This is a genomic window from Aeromicrobium phragmitis, from assembly GCF_003674095.1.
Lineage (GTDB): Bacteria > Actinomycetota > Actinomycetes > Propionibacteriales > Nocardioidaceae > Aeromicrobium > Aeromicrobium phragmitis.
The window spans coordinates 165,390-189,279 of the sequence record NZ_RDBF01000005.1 but is presented as its reverse complement, the minus strand read 5'-3'; the positions used below and the strand labels follow the sequence as shown (position 1 = coordinate 189,279).

Below are 23,890 nucleotides of genomic sequence, written 5' to 3'. Positions count from 1 at the left end.
TGACGTTCGCTGGTCTCGATACGCGCTCGTTCCTCGCGCTACTCGACCACCTAGGACTGTGCCCAAGGCGACGGCGGCCGGTCCCGTTCGGGACCGGCCGCCGTCGTCGTCTCGTCAGAGGGTGGCGTGCTGCTTCTCGGCGGCTTCGCGGGCCGCTGCCTCGGCGGCGCGCTTGGCGCGGCGCAGGGCCTTGGACTCCGGCGAGTTGCCGATCTGGTACGGGTCGTCCGGCTTGTGCGAGAGCTGGTGCAGCTTGCGCGCCACGCTGGCGAGCTGCTTGGACAGCCGGCCGGTGTTGTAGCGCAGGCCGTACTTCTCCACGAGTCGCTTGACGTCCTTCGACACCTCGCGGTACCGGCGTGCCGGGATGTCCGGGAACAGATGGTGCTCGATCTGGTGGCTCAGGTTGCCGGTCATCACGTGGAAGAGCGGGGAGCCCGAGATGTTGGCCGAGCCGAGGATCTGGCGCAGGTACCACTGGCCACGGGTCTCGTTCTTAGCGTCCTCCTCCTGGAACGTCTCGACGTCAGCCGGGAAGTGGCCGCAGAAGATCACCAGGAACGTCCAGATGTTGCGGATGATGTTGGCCACCACGTTGGCACCGAGCACCGCGAGCGGGACCCACCAGGCGGTGAACGGCGCGAGCGGCAACGACAGGGCCGGGTAGAGGACGTAGTCCTTCAGCAACTGGCGGCGGATCTTGGCGTACGCGCGCTTCTTGCGTCCCTGGAAGTCTTCCTTGGAGATGCGGCCGGCGAGGTATTCGTCGAGCTCGACGCCGTGGTACATCACGCCCCACTCGAAGACGAGCATGAGGATGAACGCTAGCGGCAGATTGAAGCGATGGCTGGGGTACCACGGCTGGTCGTCGTCGATCCGGAACATGTTGTAGCCGATGTCCCGGTCCATGCCGTGGATGTTGGTGTACGTGTGGTGGATGTAGTTGTGGCCGTGCTTCCACTCCTGGGCGGGGGCGACGTTGTCCCACTCGTAACGCTTGCCGTCGACCAGCGGATCGTTCATCCAGTCGTACTGGCCGTGCATGACGTTGTGGCCGATCTCCATGTTCTCGATGATCTTGGCCAAACCGAGGAGCACGACGCCGGCGACGAGGGCGGACACCCATGCGGCGGTAGAGACCGGGAGCAGGAAGGGGAAGCCGAAGAGGACGACCCGGCCGAGGACCTCGAAGGCGCGCTGCACCTTGATGACGCGACGGATGTAGTCGGCATCCTCCTGGCCGAGGTCGTCGAGGACGCGCTGGCGAACCTCGTCGAGCTCGCGGCCGAACTCCTCGAGCTCGTCATAGGTCATGTAGTCGAGGCCGATCGTGGAAGGCCGGTTCGGATCCTCGACTGACACGAGCGGCACCGGCGCGCGATTGTGGTCGCTGGCGCTGAGCGGCTCGATGGGAGCGGGCTTGGAGCGTCGTCGGAACAGTTTCATGGCGATTCCTCTCACAGATCGACGGCGACGTCGCCGACCGGGACCTGGACACAGACCTTGATGGTCTCGTCGGTGTTGGCGCAGACCTCGCCACTGATGACGTGACGGACCGCGCCGTGCAGCTTCTTGACCGCGCACGTGTTGCAGACACCCATGCGACAGCCGTAAGCGGGGGAGAGGCCGGCTGCTTCGGCCTGCTCCAAGATCGTGGTGCCGGAGTTCTCGGCACTGGTGCCGCTCGCCTCGAAGGTGAGCGTGCCGGTGGCGTCCGCGGCGTCGAGGTCGATTGCGGGCACCTTGAAGTACTCCATGCGCAGCTGCTCGCTCGCGCCCAGGTCCTCGTAGGTGTCACGGACGGTGGCGATGAGCCCGGCGGGGCCGCAGACGTAGGTGAGGGTGCTCACCGGATCGACACCGAGGTGCTTGAGGTGATCGATGGTGAACCGGCCGGCGAGTTCGGCCCCCGGCTCCGGCTCGCGTGTGTAGACGCGCACCATGCGGACGTTGGCGGCGCCGGCGAGGCGGTCGAGCTCGGGCGTGAACATCTCGTCCTCGCGGGAGCGGGCGTAGTGCAAGAACACGACCTCGCCGGTATGGCCGCGCGCGACGAGGGTGCGCAGCATGCTCATGACGGGAGTGATGCCCGAACCGCCACTGATCAGGACGAGCCGGTCGGGCACCTCGTCGGGTAGGACGAAATCGCCCTGCGCCTGCGAGAGGTAGACGACGGTGCGCTGCGCGAGCTTGCCGCCGTGCAGGAACTGGGAGACGAAGCCGTCGGGGTGCGCCTTGACGGACACGGTGATGAGGCCGTCGGAGCGTTCGGCGGAGTCCGACAGCGAGAAGCAGCGGACGCGCCGCGTGCCGTCGACCTCGACACCGAATTCGACGTGCTGGCCGGGCTTGAACCCGTCCCAGGCGCCGTTCGGGCGCAGGACGACCGTGCTCGCCGCGCCGGTCTCGCGCTTGACCTCCATCACGCGCGCTCGCACGGCCTCGGCCGTCCACATGGGGTGGAGGTACTCGAGGTAGTGGTCGACGGTATGCGGCGACGTGAGGCGGGCGACTGGCGCGGAGGCCAGCATCCGTCGGACGACTCCCACGGCGACTCCTCGTGTATCGATGACATCGGCGGTGTCACAGTGTGTGAACACCCGTTCACTCAACTAGACCACGGATCGGGGGCATGCGCAAGAACAAGGAACGAGAAAGCGATCACAGCTGTTCACTGGAATTCGGGGTGGTCCGTACCACTATGGTGGGGCCATGAACCAGCCAGCCGCGTTGACGCGTCAGGAGCAGAAGGAGCGCACGCGCGCCGCCTTGCTCGACGCGGCGCTGGAGTTGAGCCACCAGAGCGGGTTCGCGCAGATCAGCCTGCGGCAGGTCGCCAAGCAGGCGGGGGTCGTTCCTGCCGCGTTCTATCGGCACTTCGCGTCCATGGACGAACTCGGTCTCGCGCTGGTCGAGCGGTCGTTCGCCACGCTGCGGCGGATGATCCGCGACGCGCAGCGAGACCCGGACGTCTTCACCCATATCATCGACGCCGCGGCGGACGTGCTCGTCGAGACCGTCAAGGTCAACAAGACGCACTTCGCCTTCGTCGCCCGCGAGCGCGTCGGCGGTTCGCGCGCCGTGCGCGAGGCGATCAACCACGAGCTCGACCTCTTCGTCTCCGAACTCGCCGTGGTGCTGGCGCGGCTGCCCAATATCGAGAACTGGAGCAGCGACGACGTGCACATGGTCGCGCGGCTGTTCGTGCGCAACATGGTCGCCAACGCCGAGGAGGTCGTCGAAATGCCCGACGGCCGACCGGACCTCGAAGCCCAGATCAAGGAAGGCGCGCGCCGGCAGATGCGCCTCATCGTCCTCGGCTTCGAGAAGTGGCGCAGCTGACCTCGCCCGGCAGACCGTTCTGGTCTGCCACACTGCCGGCATGACTGAGCTCGCCGGACTGGTCCACCGCACCGAACAGGTCAACGGCATCGACCTGCACTGGGTCGAGGCAGGGAAGGGGCCGCTGGTCCTGTTGGTCCACGGCTTCCCCGAGTCCTGGTACTCCTGGCGCTACCAGCTGCCCGTGCTCGCCGACGCCGGGTACCGCGCCGTGGCCATCGACGTGCGCGGCTACGGCGGATCGGGCCGGCCGCACGCGATCGAGGAATACCGGATGCTGCGTCACGTCGCCGACAACCTGGCGCTGGTGGACGTGCTCGGCGAACAGGACGCGGTCGTCGTAGGTCACGACTGGGGCGCGCCCATCGCGTGGGCCTCGGCGCATCTGCGGCCGGACGTCTTCTGGGCGGTCGCCGGTCTTTCCGTCCCGTTCACGCCCTCCGGCGCGACCCGGCCGACCGACGCCTTCGCCGCGATGGGCGGGGACGAGGAGTTCTACATCTCCTACTTCCAGGAACCGGGCCGCGCGGAGACGGAGATCGAAGCCGACGTACGCAGCTGGTTGCGCGGAATCTACGTCACCCTGAGCGGCGAGGGCGTCCGGGCCGCGAAGGCGGCCAACCTCGGGCCCTCCATGCTCATCGCGCCGGGCGGGCGGATGCGGAACCGGTTCGTGGAGCCCGAGGACCAACCGGCTTGGCTGACCGAGGACGACCTCGACTTCTACGTGGGCGAGTTCGAGCGCAGCGGGTTCACCGGTCCGCTCAACCGGTACCGCAACGTCGACCGCGACTGGGAGGACCTCAGTGTGCTCCGGGGCAGGCCGATCGAGGTGCCGGCGCTGTTCATCGGCGGCGAGCTCGACGGTCCGACCCGATGGGGTGGCCGGGCCATCGAGCGGTTCCCTCGGACGCTCCCGCGGCTCACCCGCGCGGAGATCCTGCCCGGCTGCGGCCACTGGGTGCAGCAGGAGCGGCCCGACGAGGTCAACGCCCTCCTGCTGGAGTTCCTGGACACTGTCGGGGCCTAACCGCTCGCCCTGTCGGCTCGGCGAATCCGGCGTAGCCTCGCGACATGGCCACACTTGACGGATGGGACGCCTCGGGCGAGGCGCTGACCAAGACCTACGAGTTCGACGACTTCCGCGCCGCGATCGACTTCATGTGCCGTGCGGCCGAGCGCATCGACGAGCTGAACCATCACCCGGAATGGACCAATGTCTACAACCGCGTCGAGGTCCGGCTGAGCAGCCATGACGTGGGCCGGGTGACCGATCGCGACGAGCGCCTCGCGCACGTGCTGGACGCCTGCGCCGGCGGCGGGACCGCCGAGCCAGAGCTCGACACGTTCGGTCACGATCCCGCCGACGTGCGGCGCTGGGGCGTCGAGAACGGGTTGCTCGCCAACGAGTCCGCGCCGCTGCAGCAGGAGACCTTCACGGCGTACCACGAGGCGGCGCAGGGCCCGAGATAGTCGGGCTGGCCCGACCCGACGTGTCGGGCTGGGCAGGATGGTCGCGAGGTTTCGGGGCCCGGGGCGCGTCGCCACACGGAGCTCGATGCACACCATGCTTGGCAGCAATCACTCTCCTGTGTCAGTGTCGATACGAAATTTTCGGCTCGGGGGCAGGCGAGGAGACGAGAGTGTTTCGACGAACGACGGTCGCCGTCTCGGCCGCCGCGGTGCTGAGCGGGTGGCTCACGATCGGGTCTGCGGCGTCAGCGGAGGAGCCGAGTGATTCCGTGTCGTTGCCGAGCGAGGGTCTGGAAGTCCGCAGTTCGCTCGGGGAGATCGGTGGCACCGGAGCGGAGCGCACCGTGACCGTCAACCTCGTGGTCACGAATGTCTCAGGCGAGGCGATTCCCGGGCCGCTCCGGTTGGGCCTCGAGTGGGCCGACACTGCCGGGTGGCGCGCGCTGGCTACCGACGGTCTGTCCCATTCTCACACCATCCTGTCGGGGCCGGTGCCGGGCGCTCGTATCGACATAGCGGAGTTCCCTGCCGGTGGTGAACTCACCATCGGTCTGATGGCGCGGCTGAATACCGAGACCGTGGCCGATGGTGCGCTGGTCTTGCACATGTTCACCTCCAGGGGTCATCCCACCGAGCTTCCGGCGAGCTGCGCGGCGCCTCAGGCCGAGTGGTCGGGCTGTGTGCCGCTGAGGTTCGAGCTCCCCCTCCACCAGGTGTCGCTCACGAAGTCCGCCACTGCGGTGACCGACGAGCAAGGTGTCGTGACAGCCATCGACTACACGGTTCTCGCGACGAACGACGGCATCTTCGATTTCGACGCCGCCGCTCCTCCCGTGGTGGTCGACGACCTCAGCGGCGTGCTCGACGACGGCGAACTCGACGGAGATCCCACGGCTTCAACGGGCTCCTTCGAACCCTCGAGCCCGGGCACGTTGCGTTGGTCCGGGCCACTCCCGGCGGGCGACACCGTCGAACTGACGTATCGCGTTGCGGTCGCCCCGGCAGCGACCCTGCCGCCGGCAGAAGCCGGAGACCGGTCAGCCCGCAACGTGGTCCGCGCCTTCAACGCGGCCACCGACGTCACCGACGTGATCGCATGCGGCGAACCGACGGAGGCCACCTGTGCGGAGACGACGACCCCGCTCGAGCCGGTCGTCGCGTCCGTCAAGCTGGCGGCCTCGGCGCTTGAGGTCGAGCAAGGAGACGCCATCACGTTGTCGGCGACCGGATTCTCCGCCGATGGCTCCGAGATCGGTGACGTCACCGAGGCGGTCACGTTGACCTCCGACGTCGACACCGACGTGATCGAAGGATCTACCGTGCGATTCCCGAGCGCCTCGCCGCACGTCATCACCGGCACGCTGCCCAACGGTGTGAGTGGCAGCGTGACCATCACGGTGCGGCCTGTCGCCGTGCCTTCGCCTCGGCCGCCAGAGCACATCATCCGCGAGGAGAACGCGGCGGAATCGCCCCGGGCGGTGGCGCGCGGCACCAGCGATAGTCGTCCGCTCCCCGATGTCGGTGGCCCGGAGGTCATCACGCCGGCGGTCGCGCTAGCGCTGATCGCAGTTGGACTCCTGATCGCGAAGCTCAGGCGGCGCGCACCGTCATCGCGCTGAGCAGCGAAGCGCTGGACTCACGACCAACGTCGTGAGATCGAGCGCATCGACCATGACTCGACGGAACTGCGTGATCCGCCCTCACCTGCGAGCCCCGTGATGTCCTCGTTTGCCTCCAGCGGTAAACGGACATATTGTCTGTTTAGCCTGGGTGGTGAATCGACCGCGGTCGGCGCGGGATGCTGCCCTCCGGCGCGAATGTGGAAGGTCACGTATGCCCTTGGTCGCCCGTCCGTCCGCCGTGACTCATCGCTCGTCCGCGCGGAGGTGGTTGAGCGCTCTGTTGGTTGTCGCCGTGACGACGGGTCTATTGCAGATGGTCTCCGGAACCTCGGCGGCGGCGGAGCCAGCCGAAACCGACGAGCCACTCGTCATCCCGATCAGTCCTGAACCCGACATCAGCTTGGTCGATGACGAGGGTGATGTGCCACGGGAGTTCACCAACGTCATCGTGATCGACGGCACGATCGAGTTGGATGTACCCGCGGGCGGGATATTGCCGCCGCAGGGATGCCGGTCCGTCGAGAGCCTGGTGGGCGGCAAGCTCGTGCCGGGCGGTGGTCACACCGATTACGAGCTGGGAGAGCTGGCCGGCCAGGGGATCTGCATCGGGACGTCGATCGAGCGCGATAGCCCGTTTCCGCCGCTAGAAGTCAGCTTTCCGCCGGGCATGTACCCATCGGGACTGTCTGGGGGAGTTCTGGAGAACGAGGCCGCGGCGTACCTCGCCGCCGCCCACGACGTCACCACCGGCGCGCTGATCACCGCCAACGCGGCCGCCGATGTACGGGCCTACGCCTACACGCGCATGCTCAGCATCGTGGCGAAACGGCTGTATAGCGTCCCGCTGGACGAGCAGGAGCAGAAGCTCTACCGCTGGCTCGCTGAAAGCCTCAAGACACGCGAGCTCGCCATCGCCCAGAGCATGCAGCGGCTGTATGACGAGTGGACGCACGATCCGTGTGGTTGGGAGCCGCCGAGCCCTCCGAGCGGTTCTGGGCTCGACCCCATTGCCAACCCGACCGCGTCGGCGCAGCGCTGCACCCTCCCCATCTGGGACATCATGAATCTGCCGGCCACGCCGTCGTACGAGACCTTCAAGATCTGGGCCGAGTACGACAACCCCAGCGTGCTGATGGACATCAGCACTTCCGATGCGGGACGCGCGGGCCTGGGCAACACGAATGCGGCCATCCTCGGTGGAGGTGTCGCAGCAGGAGCCGTGACGGGCGCGGCCGCTTTCGCACTGGGTGCGAGTGCGCCGACGGGACTCATCACGGCGATTTCCCACGCTTTGTACATCGGCTCCTTCGCGCTCAAGGGCGGTACGGTCGCCATCTCGACCGTCGCCACGATGGTCGGAACGATCGGCGGCTCCGTGGTCGGATCGCTCGTCTTGTTCGCGACCGTGACGGCATCGGTCATCGTCGAGCTGCTGGCGGACATGGCGGTGCCGAAGGCGATCGCCGAGAACCTGGCCAAGGCGGGCCGCGGCGATCCCATGCGGATCGAGGGTGAGAACGGCGACGGCCAGCGGTACTCCACGCTCGACTTCGGAACGCTCGAGCAGCCGGCTCAGGGAGGCAAGGCCTACGCGCTGAGCAAAGCGTTCAACGACCGCGTGTATGCGGCCGTCATGGAGCAGCTGATGGTCGACCGTAGCGGCCAGGTCGTCGATGACGCTCCGACCTACGTCGACGTGCCGCACACCGACAAGGACAAGTACTTCGTCCTCAACGGTGACGACGTCTCCACGGTGTACCTGGATGTGCCCGACGGCGCGAAGAACGCCGACGGTGAACCGATCGAGCAGCGCAAGGTGTACTTCTCGAACGGCTTCTTGATGACCTCGGAGCGGGTCGACGGCGTGTGGGGTCCGGCGCTGCCGCAGCTCTCGGTGCAGTACCTGGACGCCGAGGGCGGCCTTTCGCTCATGACCGTGGTCAAGCACAAGACAGCAGAGAAGTACACGAAGCGCAGCTTCGGGATCAGTTCAGTCAGCGAGGACTCCGACGGCGTCGCCAGCATCGACCCTGAACGCGTCGACGATTGGACGTTCCGCGATCCGTCCGGAGACGTCTTGACCGTTCAGCTGGGTCTGGGCCTACGCGTCTTGCCCGACCTGGGTGTCACACCCACAGCTCAGGGCAACATGTATCCGGGCCACAACATCACGTTCCGGCCCAACATCACGCCAAGTCAGGACTTCAAAGACACCGAGTACACCTGGACGATCACCCGTCAGGTCGACGGCGGCGACGACGAGACCATCGACCTCGGCGACCGCTCGCACGCGTACGGGTTCCAAGAGAGTTTCCACACGCCCGGGTACTACACGGCCACGTTGGAAGTCAGCGGAACCGTGGAGGGCGCGCCGCTCACCGTGGGTGGACAGGTCAGCTTCTCGATCAAGCAACCAGGCGTCGAGACGGTCGAGGAGCCCCGCCTGGTCGACCGCCGAAACGAGGATCGTGGTTCCTTCCTCGATCTGCGGTTGACCGAACCCGTGCCCGAGGACACGTTCAATGTCGAGGTGACCTGGGCGACGGACACCCAAGGCGAGCTGAAGACCACGACCTATGAAGTCGCGTGTACGAGTTCGCGGCACACGTCGCCTGACGGGGTGTGGCTGGGCGACGCCTGCGAAACTCAGCCCTATGCGGGCGCGCTCGACGTCCGCGAGGGGCAGAACTCGAACTGGGACCGACTCCCGGTGTTCAGGGCAGGCGCCGATGAGTTCGCGGCGTCGGTCGTGCAGGTGACCGCGACGAGCCGCAACTACGGTGGTACGTGGACCCAGAGCTTCGAGACCGGCGGCGACTACCGGCCGCACTTCGTCGACCGAGCCCCGGAGGTGACGGTCGCGACCGGACAGCCGGTCGACCTGCCGGGCGTGGCGGCGGTGATCCCGAGCGACATCATCGACGACTTCGACGGGCCGAACAGCTTCCCCGACGAGGCGACGGCCAGGAAGTTCACCGAACAGATGAACGCCGCGCTGCCGCCGTCGTTCACGTTGTCGCCGGTGTGGCAGGACGCCGAGGAACAGCTCGTTTTTCGGCTGCAGGGTGAGCCCCAGACCGCCGACGTCGGGACCTATCAGGTGCCGTTGCGCGCCGAACAGTCACCGCAGGGCTCGGGGCGCGAAGCGCCGCCGGCCGTTTTGACGCTCAACGTGGTGCCAACCGTCGACGAACCGCGTGCGGTGCTGACCGACGTGCCCTCTGGGGCACTGCCCAGCTACGACAGGACGTGGCCGGGCTGGAATGTCGCGCTCGCCGTCGTCGACGATGAGGACGCGCCCGATCCGCTCCCGCAGGCACATTGCTTCCTCGAGACCGGTTCCATTTCTTCGGAGATCCTGGTCGACCAGCCGTGCAATCTCGGTGAGCCGTTCCCGTGGCCGGAGGAGCTCAGCACCGGGCGCATGGACGCGGCGGTGTGGATCGGCGAGAAGGGCGACCGCGACGGGGACGCCTACGAGGTCTCCTTCTTCACCACCACGCCCTATCGCGCCTTGAGTGCGAACGCCGAGGCCGAGCTGCACGCCGAACCCGGCGACGAGTTGACGATTCCGGTGACGGTGACCAACGACGACTTCAACGATGCGTCCGGCGTCGCCCTGCAGGTTGACGTCCCCGAAGGACTCGAACTGCTCTCCTTGACGCCGCGGACGGAAGATGGCGGTGCCACCTCGGCCTGGAGCTGCGACATCGCTGCGCTGGAGTGCGTGCTGAACGAGAGATTGGGCATGCGCAGCACCACGGCATCGGTCGACGTCACGGTCCGGGTCAACGACGGCGTCACGGAGGACCAGGTCATCGAGCTGACCCCGATCCAGCGGCTCGGAGACGGCAGCGACGTCCATCGCAATGACCCGAGCCACGTCACGATCACGATCGCCTCAGATGGTGACGATCCCGGCGATGACGGGGACGGATCCGGCGGTGACGGGGACGGATCCGGTGATGACGGCGACGGTCCGGGTGGCGATGGTCCCGGCGACGGGGACGGTCCGGGTGGCGATGGTCCCGGCGACGGGGACGGTCCGGGCGGCGACGGTTCCGGTGACGGGGACGGTCCGGGCGAGGGCGACGGCGGCGGTCCGGGCGAGGCTCAGGAGCCGTGGATCCGCAGCGACGTGAGCTCGGCGGCGCCAGGCGGGCAGTTGCACCTCGCTGCAGGCGGCTTCGAACCTGGCGAACGCGTCACGGTCACGATCCACTCGACACCGCGGACGTTGGCAGTCCTGGTCGCCGACGAGCATGGGGCAGTCGAGGGCACCGTACGTGTTCCCTCGGACATCGCGGCTGGCGCGCACACCATCACACTGACGGGGCAGCGGTCCGGAGTGGAGGTGTCGACGCCCCTGATGGTGGAGCACCGAGCGGCCCTTCCCATCATCGGAAGCACTGACGGGCTGTGGGTCCACCTGCTCGCGCTCGTGCTCCTGCTGCTGGGCGCGGCGATGATCGCGTGGCGGACCAGGGTCGCGCGCTGAATGTCCTCCGTCATGGTGGTGGTAGATCGGTCCTGGGATCGGGCCCTCCGGAGGTTGCCGGTCGACGGATAATGAAGGAATGCCGCAGCCCACGCACCCCCGCCCGCGCCGACGTGACGCGATCAGGAACCGCGAACGGATTCTCGACCATGCCGAGAAAGTGTTCGAAACCGACGGGCTCGAGGTCAGTTTTCACCGCATCGCCGAGGATCTTGGGATCGGCGTGGGCACGGTCTACCGGCATTTTCCCGACCGCGACGCCCTCATCCTGGGCCTCTACGAGCGCTATCAGCAGCGGATCGACGAGCTCGGCGACGATGTTCTCGCGCAGGCGCCAGGGATGCCTCGCGTCGAGCGGTTCATCGACGCGACCGTCGCGTTCTCACTGCGGCGTCCCGTCGCCCGGCGTATCGCGGCGCACGTCGCGCGCGCCCATCCCGAGTACGTCGAGACCAGTCCGTGGGCAGAGCACGTGGCCGTCGCCGTTCGCGACGCCCAACGCGATGGTGCTCTCCGCGCCGACACCACGGTCACCGACATCGCGATCCTCGCCGGAATGCTCGCGGATCTCACCACCATCGACGAGCCGAGGCGTTCGATCATCGTTCCGCGGATGCGCGCCTACATCCTCGACGCCCTCCGACCGGCGGACGATCCCCGTCCGCCCTTGCCGACAAACTCCCCGGACATCGACGACATCGCCACGATCGCGCACCAGGACGGACGCGCATGACCGTCCCGCGTCCGGAGCCGGCGGAAGTGTCGCGGTGGGTCGGCCCGCGCCCAGCCGAACGACGAGCGACATAGCCGACGCCTATCGCCGACGTGGGGTCTCGCTCTTTGACGGCGGTCGAGGGCCCTGCCACGATGCAATGCCATGAGCGACGCTCGCCCGTCCGTGCACGCACCACCGCCCCACGACGGTGCCGTCGACCGTCCCGGAGGGCGTACTGCCGGCGGCGGATGGGCGTGGGGAGTGGTGGCGGGCCTCGGCGTGCTGGCGTTGGTCGCGGTGCCGGCCGCATACGCGGTGTTCTTCGCGGTGGTGAGCTTCACGGGCTGCTTCCTGGAGTGCAGCACGCCGTCGCCCGCGGTCGGGGTGATGTGGTCGGCCCTCGCGGTGGGGCTGCTCAGCATCCCGGTACTCGTCGGCGCGTTCGTCGCGCGGCGCAGCCTACGACGAACCTGGCCGGTGGTGATGGCTCTCGTGGTGATCGTCGCGGTCGCGGTGGGGCTGTTGCAGCGGGTGGCGTAGGCGTCCAGGCGTAGCTGTCCTCGCGGTTCGGCGCAACGCTGCCAACGGTAGGAGGATGGAAGCGTCATCGCGCCGAGGAAGGGCCCGACACAGATGCGATCGGCTAGGCACGACCTGCACAAGCTCCATGGGGAGCCGTTCAGTTACGAGCTGGTAGGAGCGACACGCGGCGCACTACCTGCCGGTTTCGCCCACGTGGACCGGTCTCGCCTCGTCGGCCATGGTGAGCGCGATTTCCACGCGGCAACCGCGGCCGTGTTGCGGTGGCAGGCGCAGCGCGGCGTGGGCGTGCGCGTCGTCGCGTCGACTGACACCGCGCGGATCGACTCCGTACTGGTGCTGCGCCTCGGACTTGGCCCCGCCGCGATCACCGCGCCGGCACGAGTGGTGTACGTCCTGGACGACGAACGCCGTCGAGGTTTCGCGTACGGCACGCTGCCGGGTCACCCGTTGTCGGGAGAGGAGTCCTTCCTCGCCCAGCTATGTGACGACGGTGCGGTCGTCTGTACGGTGCGGGCGTTCTCGCGCCCGGCCGCGCGATTCACCCGGCTCGCCGGCCCGCTGCTGCCCGTCGTCCAGAACGTCATGGCGGAGCGGTACCTGCGGGCTCTCGAGCGTGCCGTCAAGCGGTCAACGGAGGCCTCCTAGGGCAGTACCACGTCGCCGAGCAGTCTGACCACCTCGAGCGCTAGTTCGAGATCGAGTCGATCGCTGTCGAGCGGCCGTCCGCGTAAGGCGATGGCTCGTTCGACCCGGTACTTGACCGTATTGCGGTGCAGGAGCAAGCGTTCTGCCGTCGCCTGGTAGCTCCCGCCGTTGGCCAGGAATTCCAGCAGGGTCCCGCGCATGCGCTCGGCTTGCTCGGTGGCGGACGCGAGCGGACCTAAGACGTCGGCTACCCACACGCCCAGCGCGTCGATGTCCGTGAGGAGCATCGCGACGACGGCTACCGCCCGGTCGCCGTGCGCGGTCAACTGGTGGCCGGTCCGCGCAACGCTCGCGACGTCACGCGCGGCTTCGGCTTGACGGTGGCTCGTACGAAAGCCGGTGATGTCTCGTCCCAGGCGACCGAGGGCGATGCCGGCCTCAGGGTCATCGGCGAGGACCGACTGCACGCTGGTTCGGTCGAGCTCCCCGCCGTGGCTCCCGCGCCCGAACCACACCCACGCGGTGTTGCGGTCGACTGCGGTGAAGAGCGGTGTCGCGGACTTGGTCGCCCTGGAGAGTTCGCCGGCGAGCGACCTCAATCGCTCGGTGTGATCGACGCCGAGGTTCGCCTGGGCGATCCACATGACAGCGGCGACGTGCTGCTGCTCGAGTCGGTACCCGGTGCGCTCGGCGAATCCCTGATGTGCGCCCGGCACGTCGTCGAGGACGCCGCGCACCACAGATGCCGCGATCGAGGCACTGCGCTCCTCGATCTGCCGGCGCTCGTCCTCGTAGGCATCGAGCACGATGCGGGAGATCCAGTCGACGTAGCTGTGTAGCCAGCCGGCGAGATGGTGCAGGAGCCGCAAACGCGCGTTGGGATCGACGTCGATCTCCCGCACCTCCTCGAAAATCTGCGCAAGGAGGTCATCGGAACCAAAGTGATAGGCCCGGCGCAGTGAGGTGGCCGGGACCTTTCGACGTGCTAGCCGGACGGCGTACTCGGTTGCGGCGGTCGCGGGCCGAGCGTGGTCGACGGGAATGTCGTTGCGGAGCATATGAAGGATGGTGGCGATGTTGCCTTCGACGCTGGCATGCAGCATGTCCCGGAGTTCGGGGTCGTCGAGATCGGCGATCGAATGCTCGATCGCCTCGTTCATGCTGGCGTTGATCTCGTCGTGTCGTGCCTGCAGTCGCTCGGCGACGACGGCTGTGAGCCGCATGATCTCGACCGCTTCGGGCGAGCCCGGCACGACGGTCCGCCGACGAGGAATGTGCTCACTCATCGTGCTGCGTCCGTCCTGGCTCACCGTTCGCTCCGCCGCAGCGCGGACCGGGCTGCGTTGTAGCCGCACATGCCATGGGCTCCGGCGCCTGGCGGAGTCGCGGCCGAGCAGAGGTAGACGCCAGGCACACCCAAGGCATAGGGGTCGAGTGCGATGCGTGGCCGGAAAACCAGTTGCAACGCGTCGTTGGCGCCCGTCACCACGTCGCCGCCCACGTAGTTGGGATTGTGCTGCTCCATCTGCGCCGTCGATCGAACGTGCCGCGCGACGATGCGGTCGCGAAAGCCCGGAGCGAAGCGCTCGATCTGTGCCTCGATCGCTGCCGTGGCGTCGCCGGTGAATCCGGACGGAACGTGGGCATAGGCATACAGGGGGACGACGTCGCCGGTTGCGCGGGTCGGATCGGCGAGGAACTGCTGGCCGACGAGGACGAACGGACGGTCGGGCATGCTCCCTCGGTTCACCGCCGACTCGGCCGCCGCAATCTCCTCGAAGGTCCCGCCCACATGCACGGTGCCGGCTCGTCGGGATTCCTCGTGGGTCCAGGGCACACCGCCGTGAACAGCGAACTCGACCTTGAACGTTCCCGGGCCGTGACGGTAGCGGCTCAGGGCGCGAGCGATGCGCGGCGGCATCCGGTCACCCACAATCCGTGCCGCGGCCGCCGGCGCGACGTCGAGCATGACGATCTCTGCCGGGCCGATCTCGTGCAAAGACGTCACCGAGACCCCGGTGTGCACCTTGCCGCCCAGCTGCTCAAGCATCCTTGTCATCGCCTTCGCGATAGAGCCCGAGCCGCCCTCGGCGACGGGCCATCCGTAACGGTGAGCCGCCGTTCCGAGCGCGACACCGATCGCGGACGACACCGGGGACCCGAACGGGCGGAGCGCATGGGCGGCAACCCCCGCGAACAGTGCTCGGCCCTCGGTCGAGGACCACAGGCGGGCCAACAGGGCGGCAGGGGCGAGCGAGTAGGTCCCGAACCTGGCCAGCTTCACCGGATGCGCGGGCACGTGGAGCATCGGCCGGAGAAAGTCCTCGGCGATGTCGTCGAAGCGTTCGCTCAGTGAGCCGAACACCTGGTGCCATCGAGATCCGTCGTGGCCGAGGCCGGAGGCGGTGTCGTCCACGGACCGCCACGCCGCCGCGCCCTGGCCACCGTCGAGCGGATGGGCGTACTGGATGTCGGGCCACCGCCAGCGCAGCCCATGGCGAGTCAGGTCGAAGCGTCGGGAGAACGGCGTGTCGACGGCCAGCGGGTGAAATCCCGAGCACTCGTCGTGCAGCACCCCAGGCACCGTCAGCTCGCTGGTTCGCGTTCCACCGCCGATCGTCTCCGCAGCTTCGAGCACGTCGACGTCGAGGCCTTCGGCGGCGAGGGTCAGGGCGGCAGCGAGCCCATTGGGCCCGCTGCCGACCACGACTGCTTTGGTCACGCGAGTTCGCCCTTCGACGGCACCACTGCCGGCGCCTCGGCGACGACCTCCTCGGCCTGCGCCACCGGATGAACGGTGTGCGCGCCTGGTCGGTACCCGGGCCTACGCCAAGTGACGTTGAGCGCGATGGGGCCGTTCGGTAACCACGGTTGCTCGGCTACGGCATCCTCGACGCGCCACGTGCCGCGCTCGACGATCCCGAGTGCCGCGTCGATCACCTTGTACTCCTGGGTCTTCTTGTGAATCGGCTGGGATTCGACCCAGGCGACGACGCACTCGCCGGGCTCGAACTGACAGCGCCGCTGCACGGCTGCGATCGTCGCGGGGTTGTGCAGGTGGGCATCGCCGAACTGCCACCCCACCAGCGTCGTGCACACGAACTCCCCCTCGCGAATGCGGTAGTTCTCGAGCTTGTCCAGGTGATGCATCATCAGCGACATCAAACCACGGCCTTGGCTGTGCATCGTGCGCCAAGCCATCGCCTTCTGCATGAAGATCTCCGCCACCTCTTTGCCGAAGGCCGCGCTCAACTGGTCGACCTGGTTGAGGTTGTACTTCACCAGGTGCTTGTTGAGCTTGTCCTCGGCCTCGTCCCCGCGGAAGGCCCAGGTGGCCGACGCCCAGTTGCCCGCGTACTGCCGCATCGAGGGCAAGAACGACACCAGGTCCGGACGCAGGTTCCCGAGAATCGGGAAGGTCAGGAACGCGGCCAGAATCGGCAGATAGACCCATCCGGAACTGACGTCGCCCACGCCGTAGCCGTCCCAGGCCGGGAAGCCCCCGAACAACCATGCCGTGGCGAAGATGAAGAAGACGTTCCACTCCAACGGCACGGCGAGCGGGAACGTCGACGTGATGAAGATATGGAAGACGATCATGCCTGCGATGGCCAGCCAGGTGATGGTGGGGTGGGTCGAGAACAGCAGCACGAGGGGGAGGAGGAGTTCGACCACGGTGCCACCGATGTGAGCAAAGCCCCAGGCCACCCTGGAGGGCCGCAGGTCCTCGGGGTAGCGGCGGTAGAGCGATCGCTTGAACCGCAACGACGTCAGCCACGGGGTGTTGCTCATCATCGGCGGAACCACGTTGGTGAAGTGGTGGCCGAACTTGGAGACGCCGGCGCCCAACCAGATCGTGACCATCGCGACCTTGGCCGCCAGAATCATGTCGACGTGGTGGGAGAGGACTCCGAAGAAGAATATGACCGCGACGTACTGCTCTGAGCGCGCAGCCAGGAAGATCACCTTGTCCCGCAGGCCCATGACGATGATGAGGCCGACGTAGGTCAGCAGCGCCCACTGGGGGAGGAGTCCGGCGTCGCTGCCCGGCAGCGCGGAGGACTGCACACCAGGGGTGACGAGCAGGAAGCCGAGTACCGCGAGGATGGTCGCGTAGAGCGTGACGTCGAACGTGGTGCGGTGGTCGCCGCGCGTGAACGGCACCTTCCCCGGCCACGGTGGCAGCCGCAGCGTGTTGCGCCGACTCCAGTAGAGGAAGCCTCCAATGAACGGCTTGAACTTGAAGGCCAGGGGACCGGAGGAGGAGGCGAGCCCCACGATTTCGAACAGGACCGTCCAGACCATCAACTTCTGGTACACGATCGGCTCGCCCCACCAGGAGGCGACGTGGGTGAGGCCTCCGAGTCCCGGTGTGGTGAGGCCGACGATCAACGTGCCGCCGACGATGTAGAACGCCAGCTTGTACATGTAGAGCATGTGGTTGGTCTTGGGGCCGCCGAATCCGTAGTCGACCCAGTGCGTCGCCAGTATGCGCATGCGTTCCATGAACGGCATCGAGTCGTATTCCGCCGGATCTACCGGCGGCATGTCTGCAGTCTTGAATCCCACAGGTCTGCTCCTTTTGGGCAAGGGCGTCCAGCACGAGCACTCGCTCGCGCTGAACCAGGTGGATGGAGTGAGGGGCTGTGGCGTCGTCGCGTTAGACGGGTTGCGCCTGCACGAGATGCCGCAAAGTTGGTTTGTCGATCTTGCCGACGGGATTCTTCGGCAGCTGCTCGACGACGTGGATGCGTTCGGGCACTTTCACCTTGGTGAGGTGTCGCCGGCAGTGGTCGAGGAGTTGGTCCTCAGTGAGATCGGCTTCGGGGTAGGGGCTGACGTAGGCGATCGGAACCTCGCCGTACATCTCGTCCGGTCGACCGACGACGGCTGCTTCGAGAACGCCGTCGACCTGGCTGAGGACGGACTCGATCTCCTTGGGGTAGATGTTCTCTCCGCCGCGGATGATCATGTCTTTCACCCGGTCGACGATCGTGAGGTAGCCGTCCTCGTCGAGTCGGCCGACGTCGCCGGTGTGCAACCAGCCGCCCCGGAGGGTTTCGGCGGTCGCCTCAGGCCGGTTCAGGTAGCCGCGCATCACATTCGGCCCGGAGATGACGACCTCGCCGACCTCGCCAGGTGACAGGAGTGAGCCGTCCTCTCCCATGATCGCGATCTGCTGGCCAGGGAGGGCCGGACCGACGGTGCCGAGCTTGCGGGGGCCGTCGATCGGGTGACACGCCGACGCGCAGGTGCCCTCGGTCAGTCCGTAGCCCTCGAGTATCGCGAAGCCGTACCGTTCCTGGGACTTTTCGAGCAGTTCCTTCGAGACCGGCGCAGCGCCGCAGATCACGAAGCGCAGGGAGGACGTGTCCGGCTGGACATCCTCGGGAAGTGACGCCAGGACCGCGTAGATGGTGGGGACGGCGGAGAAGTACGTGGGGCGGAGCTGCTCGACCTGGTCGAAGAACCTGCTGGCGGAGAACTGGCCCACGACACTGAGTTGCCCGCCGGTGCGCACGGTGGCGAGGGCGCTCACCATGATCGCGTTGACGTGAAAGAGCGGCAGGATCAGCATGCAGTGATCCGTCTCGGACAGGCCGAGATGCCGGGCCATCATCCCCGACATCGCCTCTGCATTCGCATGGTCGAGCATGACGCCCTTGGGCCGGCCGGTGGACCCGCTGGTGTAGATCAACAGAGCGAGCTCGTCTCCGATCAGCGGGACCGGGTCCGCGCGCCGGCCCTGCAGCGTGGTCCGCATGGCGTCGACGGGGATGGCCGGTCGCCCACCGTCGGGCGCCGAGTGTCCGAGGTTGACCACGAGCTTCGCGCCGGAGTCGGAGATCTGATAGTCCGCCTCGCTCGCGGTGAACACCGGGTTCACTGGGGTGGCGGCGCCGCCGAGGCGCCACGCCGCGAACATGGCGACGAGGAGTTCGACACGATTGGGCAGCATGATCGCGAGGACGTCGCCCTCGCCGAATCCTCGTTCGGAGAGCTGCTCGGCGAAGGCGGCGACCCAGGAGTCGAACTCGCGGTAGCTGAGTTCGACCCGGTCGTCACGAAGTCCTACCGCGTCCCATCGCGCGTCGAATAGGGTGGATCCGCCCCACGGCAAATATCCGAGCTGCATCGGCCCTCCAAGCGGTTGTCTGTGGCGCGCGCCACAGCGGGTGTGATTTAGAACACTAGGAGTTCACGGTGTCGCTGCCTACATGCGTAAAGACGAAGTTCGAGCCCTGCTTTGTCGGTCGCGCACAGGGCGACGAACGGTCGGCTGCATGCTGACCGAGCACGACCTCGCCCGGTGGCGGCTGCGAAGCCAGTTCCTCGTGACGCCGCACGCGCCGGCCGCGGTCGACGTCGTGCGTGGGCTGCTCGCCGTCCAGGCAGAGAACGTCGCCCAATCCGGGTGGGCGGTGGCCGCCCGGACTGCGACGCCCACCCCCGACGACCTGCGGCACCTGCTTGACGAGGGTCGGGTCATCCGCACGCACGTCCTGCGTCCCACGTGGCACTACGTCGCGGCCGAGGACATCGGGTGGCTGCTTGACCTGACCGCTCCACGGTTGCGGACGCTCGTGCTGCGCCAACTGCACCGTGACCACGGGCTCACCACGTCCGACCTGGACCGAATGGGTTCTGTCGTGGTGGATGCGCTGGGCCGGGAGCCTCACCGGACACGCGACGAGGTGGCTGCCGCGCTCAGGGCCGGGGGCATCGACACCACCGGTGCCGTCCTGATGACGTTCCTCGCGCTTCTCGAGTTCGATCAGCTCGTCTGCAGCGGACGGCCGCGCGAGGGCGTCCACACGTATGCGCTGTTCGCCGACCGCGTGCCGGCAGCGCCCCGGCTCGACCGGGCGGAATCGCTCGCCGCCCTGGCCCTGCGCTACTTCACCGGGCATGGCCCCGCGACCGAGAAGGATCTCGCCTACTGGGCGACGCTGCCGCTCGGCGAGGTGCGAACCGCTATCGCGGAGGTCCGCGACCAGCTCGGGTCCTTCGAGCATCAGGGCCGCACGTTCTGGCACGCCCGCGAGAGCGAGTGCCCGTCCGGATCACTGAAGCCCCAGGGGCATCTGCTGCAAGTGCTCGATGAGATGTACCGCGGCTACCAGGACAGCCGCATGGTGCTCGACGCCCGCGGCGTCGTGCCCGCGGGACGGGAGACGGCGCTCGGTATGGCCTTGGTGGACGGGCAGCTGGTGGCGCGGATGAAGCGCACCGTCGGTCAGCGCGTGGTCTTCGACCTCGAGCCGTACGACGGGGCGCTGAGCCGGGCCGAGCGCGACGCGTTGGACGAAGCGGCCGCGCGCTACGGCGCGTTCCTCGGCCTCGAGCCCGTGGTCACGGTCGCTACGCCTGGGTGAGTCACAACGGGCGACGCAGGACGGTCACGGCCGCCCGGGCGATGGCGCCGATGGCCGCGTCGACCCGAGGTTGATGTGTTTCCGGCCGGGCCGACTTGGTGAGGACGGCGACCGCAACGGGGTGCTCGTGCGGGAACTCGATGACCGCGGCCTCGTGACGCAGCCGGCCGAGAGTTCCGGTCTTGCCGTACACGCCGACGTCGTCGTGCGGGAAGCCGGAGCCGATGCGGTGTCTCCACGCCTGGAGACGCAAGGAGTCACGCACCATCGCGTGGTGCTCTGCTTCCCACAACCGCCCGAGGACGGTGACCATGTCGGCAGCCGTCGTGGCGCTGGCGAGAAGAGCGTTGTATTCGCTGGTCTGCACGTCGACGTCGGTGTTGGCGAGCCGCCGCGGCGCCTCGCCCACGTCGCCGCCACCGGTCTCCTCGACCACGACGCTCCAACTGTCCCTCGAGCCGCGGCGGACAATGGTGCGGTTCAGGCCGTGAGTCGTCAGCCAGGCCGAGAGCCGGTCGAGCCCGACCAGGTCGAGTACCTGCTCAGCCGCAGCGTTGTCCGACAGCGACAGCATCAGGCGCACGGCGTCGCGCTGGCTGACCTCGACGTCGTCGAGCAGCGCCGCGAGACCCGTGGGCCCGGGGGCGCGCTGGGTTGCGGTCACCCGGAGCCGTTCCGTCGCGTCGAGCGCGCCGTCCGCGACGAGGTCGGACCAGCAGGCGGCGAGCGGCAGTTTGTACAACGAGGCCATCGGCACCAGTTCGTCGCCACCCCGCGTCACCTCGTCCAGGTCGGGGCCGAGGCGGCGGGCGTGCACCCAGGCTTGGATGCCGACGTCCGCTGCGGCGCGGTCGATCGTCGCGGCCGCCGTTGCCCCCGTCATGAAAGTGCGGCTTCGAGTCGGCGGATCAGGGTTTCGTGGTCCACGTCGGCTCGCCGGTCCGGTGGCAGCGGCGTGACGACTCGCACCCGAAGCGGAGGAAGATCCGGGATCGGTCGTCCCGACTCGTCGTCCAGCACCAGCCGGACCCCGTGACCGGCCGAGGCCCACGCCTGCCGCTCGATCAGCGTCCCCGCCTCGATCACCGCGCCGCTGTGGCCCAGCCGCCGGAGCGCGTCGATCAACTGGTCATGAGCAGCGGGGTGGTGCCGCCGCGGCGGGACGACCACAGGCGGCACCTCGCGCATGGGCGGGAGCTCGGCGTCTCGCGGGCGGTCATCGTCCCAGGCGAGGTAGGTCGCGAGCGTGTGCACGGGGCCCGCCGCCAAGCCGTCCACCACGGCCGGGTGCCGGACCACCGCGATGTCGAGTTCGTCCTCGCGCACCCCCTCGACGAGCTCGACGGTGCCGCTCACGGTGGGAACACAGTCGACGTCGCGCTCGGCCAACCGGGTCAGCAGCGCGGGGATTTTGTCCTCGAGGTCGTCGGCAAGGCCGAGCCGCACCTGCCCGGACGGCCGCCAGCGATGCGCGAGCGTCATCAACTGCTCGGCGTCGCGGAGCAACCGGCGGGCGACGGGGAGGAGGGCGCCGCCGGCCTCCGTCAAGCGCACGCCGCGGGCGTCGCGGAAGAAGAGGCGCTGGCCGAGTTCCTGCTCGAGTCGCTGCACCCCCTGCGACACCGGGGGCTGGGTCATGCCCAGGGCCGCGGCGGCATGGCCGAAATGCCGGTGCTCGGCGACGGCGTCGAAGAAGCGCAAGTGCCGGAGGAGGTCCACTGGACCATGATAGCGAGAAGCTATCGAAGACCCCGATTCATACACTTTGACTCTCGGGGCTGCGGGTCGGCAGGATTCGAGCATGCGAAAACTCCTCGCCACAGGTCTGCTCAGTTCCCTCGTGCTCAGCGGCTGCTCGCTGTTCTCTGATCGCGGGCAGATCGAAGACCTGGCTGACTCTCTCGCCGCGGCCCTTGCCGAGCACTCGTTGGCCGATGTGCCGCTCACCCGAGACAGCGATGCGGAGCGACATGAAGAGCTCGTCTCGCCGTTGAACTCCCGACCTGTCACGGTGAGCGTCGGGGAGGTGACCGAGGAGGGCGATACGGCCTCGGCGACGCTGCGGTGGACGTGGGAACTCGGCGGTCAGGAATGGCGGTACGACACGCAGGCCCCGCTCGTTCACGATGGCGATCGCTGGCAGGTGGACTGGTCGCCCGCGCTCGTGGAGTCGTCGTTGACCGATGAGGACCGCCTCGTCGTCTCCAGTCTGGCCGCGCAACGCGGACGGGTGCTCGGCCAAGGTGACCTGCCCGTGGTCGAGGACCGGCCGGTGCTGCGCTTCGGCATCGACAAGACCAAGGTGGAGGCAGCACAGGTCGGAACCAGCGCCGAGCGTCTGGCGGCGATGCTCGACATCGACGCCGCCGGCTACCGCACGCGGGTCGAGGGTGCCGGACCGCAGGCCTTCGTCGAGGCTCTGGTGCTGCGCTCGGAGGAGGCGTCCGGCGTCGATCCGAACTACGCCGCGATTCCGGGCGCCGTCGCGCTCGAGGACGAGATGCCGTTGGCCCCGACTCGGGACTTCGCGGCGGAGCTGCTCGGCCGGGTGGGGCCCGCGACCGCAGAGATCATCGAGAAGTCCGAGGGGCGCATCCAGGTGGGGGATGTCGTCGGGCTCTCGGGGCTGCAGGCGCAGTACGACGAGGTCCTCGGCGGCACGCCGGGGGTCGAGGTGGCCGCCGTCGGAGCCGACGGGCAGCGCCGCCAGCTGTTCAGCGCCGAGCCGCGCGACGGTGAGGATCTGCGTACGACACTCGATGCCGCCATGCAGCAGAAAGCCGAGGCGATCCTGGCCGGAGCCGGTGAGGATGCTCCGCCGTCGGCGCTGGTGGCCATGCGGCCTTCCGACGGCGCGCTCCTGGCGGCGGCGAACGGCAACGGTGGTCTGAACATCGCTACGACGGGCCAGTACGCGCCGGGGTCGACGTTCAAGCTCGTGACCGCGTTGGCGCTGCTCCGATCGGGTGTCGCTCCCGGGGACGTGATCGAGTGCCCCGCCACCATCAACGTCGACGGTCGAGTCTTCGAGAACTACGACGACTATCCCACCAACCGTCTCGGCGCGGTCAGCTTGACCACCGCGTTCGCCAACTCGTGCAACACCGCGTTGATCGGAGCGCGCGACCGGCTCGACGACACCGCGTTGACCGAGGCTGCCGACGCACTGGGGCTCGGCCGCGACCATGACCTCGGCTTCCCGTCCTACTTCGGTCAGGTGCCGCCGCCGGAGGGGGAGACCGAGAAGGCGGCGGACGTCATCGGCCAGGGCAAGGTGCTGGCCAGCCCGATGGCGATGGCCGCAGCAGCGGCGTCGGTCAGCGCGGGGCACGCGGTCGTGCCGACGCTCCTTCCCGACTACGAGAGCACGGTCGACGAGGGGGACGCCCCGGCGCTCACCGAGCAGGAGGCGCAGACGTTGCGCGACCTCCTGCGCGCCGTGGTCACCGACGGATCGGGCGCCTTTCTCGCGCACGTGCCCGGCGACGTCGGCGCCAAGACGGGTACGGCCGAGTACGGCGAGCCGGGTCCGGACGGCAAACTCGCGACGCACGCCTGGATGATCGCCATCCAGGGCGACCTCGCTGTGGCCGTGTTCGTCGAGGACGGCGAGTCCGGCTCCGGCACTGCCGGCCCGCTGCTCGAGGCGTTCCTGCGCTGATCGACCGGCCGAGGC

Annotated in this window: 18 protein-coding genes; 10 read left to right on the top strand and 8 right to left on the bottom strand. The window is 68.1% G+C overall.

Features of this window, described 5'->3' with window-relative positions:
* Nucleotides 1-114 precede the first annotated feature (114 nt).
* Together D9V41_RS08835 and D9V41_RS08830 are read right to left on the bottom strand one after the other, a co-directional pair.
* A complete protein-coding gene (locus D9V41_RS08835) occupies nucleotides 115-1,446 on the bottom strand; it encodes a fatty acid desaturase family protein (RefSeq protein ID WP_121794185.1) in 1,332 nt (443 codons plus the stop codon).
* 11 nt (nucleotides 1,447-1,457) lie between these two features.
* On the bottom strand, nucleotides 1,458-2,549 hold the full coding sequence (locus D9V41_RS08830; RefSeq protein ID WP_208006797.1) for a ferredoxin reductase: 1,092 nt from the start codon (nucleotides 2,547-2,549) through the stop codon (nucleotides 1,458-1,460).
* Nucleotides 2,550-2,712: 163 nt separating this feature from the next.
* On the opposite strand from D9V41_RS08830, the gene D9V41_RS08825 reads away from it, so the two are divergent.
* From D9V41_RS08825 to D9V41_RS08790, 8 genes are all read left to right on the top strand, one after another.
* On the top strand, nucleotides 2,713-3,342 hold the full coding sequence (locus tag D9V41_RS08825; protein WP_121794184.1) for a TetR family transcriptional regulator: 630 nt from the start codon (nucleotides 2,713-2,715) through the stop codon (nucleotides 3,340-3,342).
* Nucleotides 3,343-3,382: 40 nt separating this feature from the next.
* A complete protein-coding gene (locus D9V41_RS08820) occupies nucleotides 3,383-4,372 on the top strand; it encodes an alpha/beta fold hydrolase (protein ID WP_121794183.1) in 990 nt (329 codons plus the stop codon).
* 44 nt (nucleotides 4,373-4,416) lie between these two features.
* Nucleotides 4,417-4,815: a 4a-hydroxytetrahydrobiopterin dehydratase gene (locus D9V41_RS08815; protein WP_121794182.1), complete on the top strand. Its 399-nt coding sequence runs from the start codon at nucleotides 4,417-4,419 to the stop codon at nucleotides 4,813-4,815.
* Between the two features lie 170 nt (nucleotides 4,816-4,985).
* Nucleotides 4,986-6,434 (top strand): DUF7927 domain-containing protein, encoded by a 1,449-nt coding sequence (locus D9V41_RS08810; protein ID WP_121794181.1) that lies wholly within the window; start codon nucleotides 4,986-4,988, stop codon nucleotides 6,432-6,434.
* A 295-nt stretch (nucleotides 6,435-6,729) separates the two neighbouring features.
* The gene (locus tag D9V41_RS18325) at nucleotides 6,730-10,935 is read left to right on the top strand and encodes a hypothetical protein (protein WP_208006796.1); all 4,206 of its coding nucleotides are present in this window, start codon (nucleotides 6,730-6,732) and stop codon (nucleotides 10,933-10,935) included.
* Nucleotides 10,936-11,014: 79 nt separating this feature from the next.
* Nucleotides 11,015-11,668, top strand: coding sequence for a TetR/AcrR family transcriptional regulator (locus D9V41_RS08800; protein ID WP_121794180.1), 654 nt, complete (start codon nucleotides 11,015-11,017; stop codon nucleotides 11,666-11,668).
* A 144-nt stretch (nucleotides 11,669-11,812) separates the two neighbouring features.
* Nucleotides 11,813-12,190 (top strand): hypothetical protein, encoded by a 378-nt coding sequence (locus tag D9V41_RS08795; RefSeq protein ID WP_121794179.1) that lies wholly within the window; start codon nucleotides 11,813-11,815, stop codon nucleotides 12,188-12,190.
* 93 nt (nucleotides 12,191-12,283) lie between these two features.
* The gene (locus tag D9V41_RS08790; protein ID WP_121794178.1) at nucleotides 12,284-12,838 is read left to right on the top strand and encodes a DUF1990 family protein; all 555 of its coding nucleotides are present in this window, start codon (nucleotides 12,284-12,286) and stop codon (nucleotides 12,836-12,838) included.
* On the opposite strand, the gene D9V41_RS08785 is transcribed toward D9V41_RS08790, so the two are convergent.
* The 4 genes from D9V41_RS08785 to D9V41_RS08770 all read right to left on the bottom strand — a co-directional run bounded on the left by D9V41_RS08785 (nucleotide 12,835) and on the right by D9V41_RS08770 (nucleotide 18,974).
* Nucleotides 12,835-14,148 (bottom strand): PucR family transcriptional regulator, encoded by a 1,314-nt coding sequence (locus D9V41_RS08785; protein ID WP_208006795.1) that lies wholly within the window; start codon nucleotides 14,146-14,148, stop codon nucleotides 12,835-12,837. The genes D9V41_RS08790 and D9V41_RS08785 overlap by 4 nt on opposite strands.
* A complete protein-coding gene (locus D9V41_RS08780; RefSeq protein WP_121794177.1) occupies nucleotides 14,145-15,560 on the bottom strand; it encodes a phytoene desaturase family protein in 1,416 nt (471 codons plus the stop codon). Before D9V41_RS08780 ends, D9V41_RS08785 begins: the two co-directional genes overlap by 4 nt.
* A complete protein-coding gene (locus tag D9V41_RS08775) occupies nucleotides 15,557-17,407 on the bottom strand; it encodes a DUF3556 domain-containing protein (RefSeq protein WP_121794176.1) in 1,851 nt (616 codons plus the stop codon). Before D9V41_RS08775 ends, D9V41_RS08780 begins: the two co-directional genes overlap by 4 nt.
* A 91-nt stretch (nucleotides 17,408-17,498) precedes the next feature.
* A complete protein-coding gene (locus D9V41_RS08770) occupies nucleotides 17,499-18,974 on the bottom strand; it encodes a class I adenylate-forming enzyme family protein (protein ID WP_121794175.1) in 1,476 nt (491 codons plus the stop codon).
* Nucleotides 18,975-19,122: 148 nt separating this feature from the next.
* Here D9V41_RS08770 and D9V41_RS08765 point away from each other — a divergent pair, with 148 nt between their 5' ends.
* Nucleotides 19,123-20,214: a winged helix DNA-binding domain-containing protein gene (locus D9V41_RS08765; protein ID WP_166375962.1), complete on the top strand. Its 1,092-nt coding sequence runs from the start codon at nucleotides 19,123-19,125 to the stop codon at nucleotides 20,212-20,214.
* A 1-nt stretch (nucleotide 20,215) separates the two neighbouring features.
* On the opposite strand, the gene D9V41_RS08760 is transcribed toward D9V41_RS08765, so the two are convergent.
* Together D9V41_RS08760 and D9V41_RS18590 are read right to left on the bottom strand one after the other, a co-directional pair.
* Nucleotides 20,216-21,097 (bottom strand): serine hydrolase, encoded by an 882-nt coding sequence (locus D9V41_RS08760; RefSeq protein WP_121794173.1) that lies wholly within the window; start codon nucleotides 21,095-21,097, stop codon nucleotides 20,216-20,218.
* Nucleotides 21,094-21,933, bottom strand: coding sequence for a LysR family transcriptional regulator (locus D9V41_RS18590; RefSeq protein WP_279432337.1), 840 nt, complete (start codon nucleotides 21,931-21,933; stop codon nucleotides 21,094-21,096). Before D9V41_RS18590 ends, D9V41_RS08760 begins: the two co-directional genes overlap by 4 nt.
* An 82-nt stretch (nucleotides 21,934-22,015) precedes the next feature.
* Here D9V41_RS18590 and D9V41_RS08750 point away from each other — a divergent pair, with 82 nt between their 5' ends.
* Nucleotides 22,016-23,875, top strand: coding sequence for a penicillin-binding transpeptidase domain-containing protein (locus D9V41_RS08750; RefSeq protein WP_208006794.1), 1,860 nt, complete (start codon nucleotides 22,016-22,018; stop codon nucleotides 23,873-23,875).
* Nucleotides 23,876-23,890 lie beyond the last annotated feature (15 nt).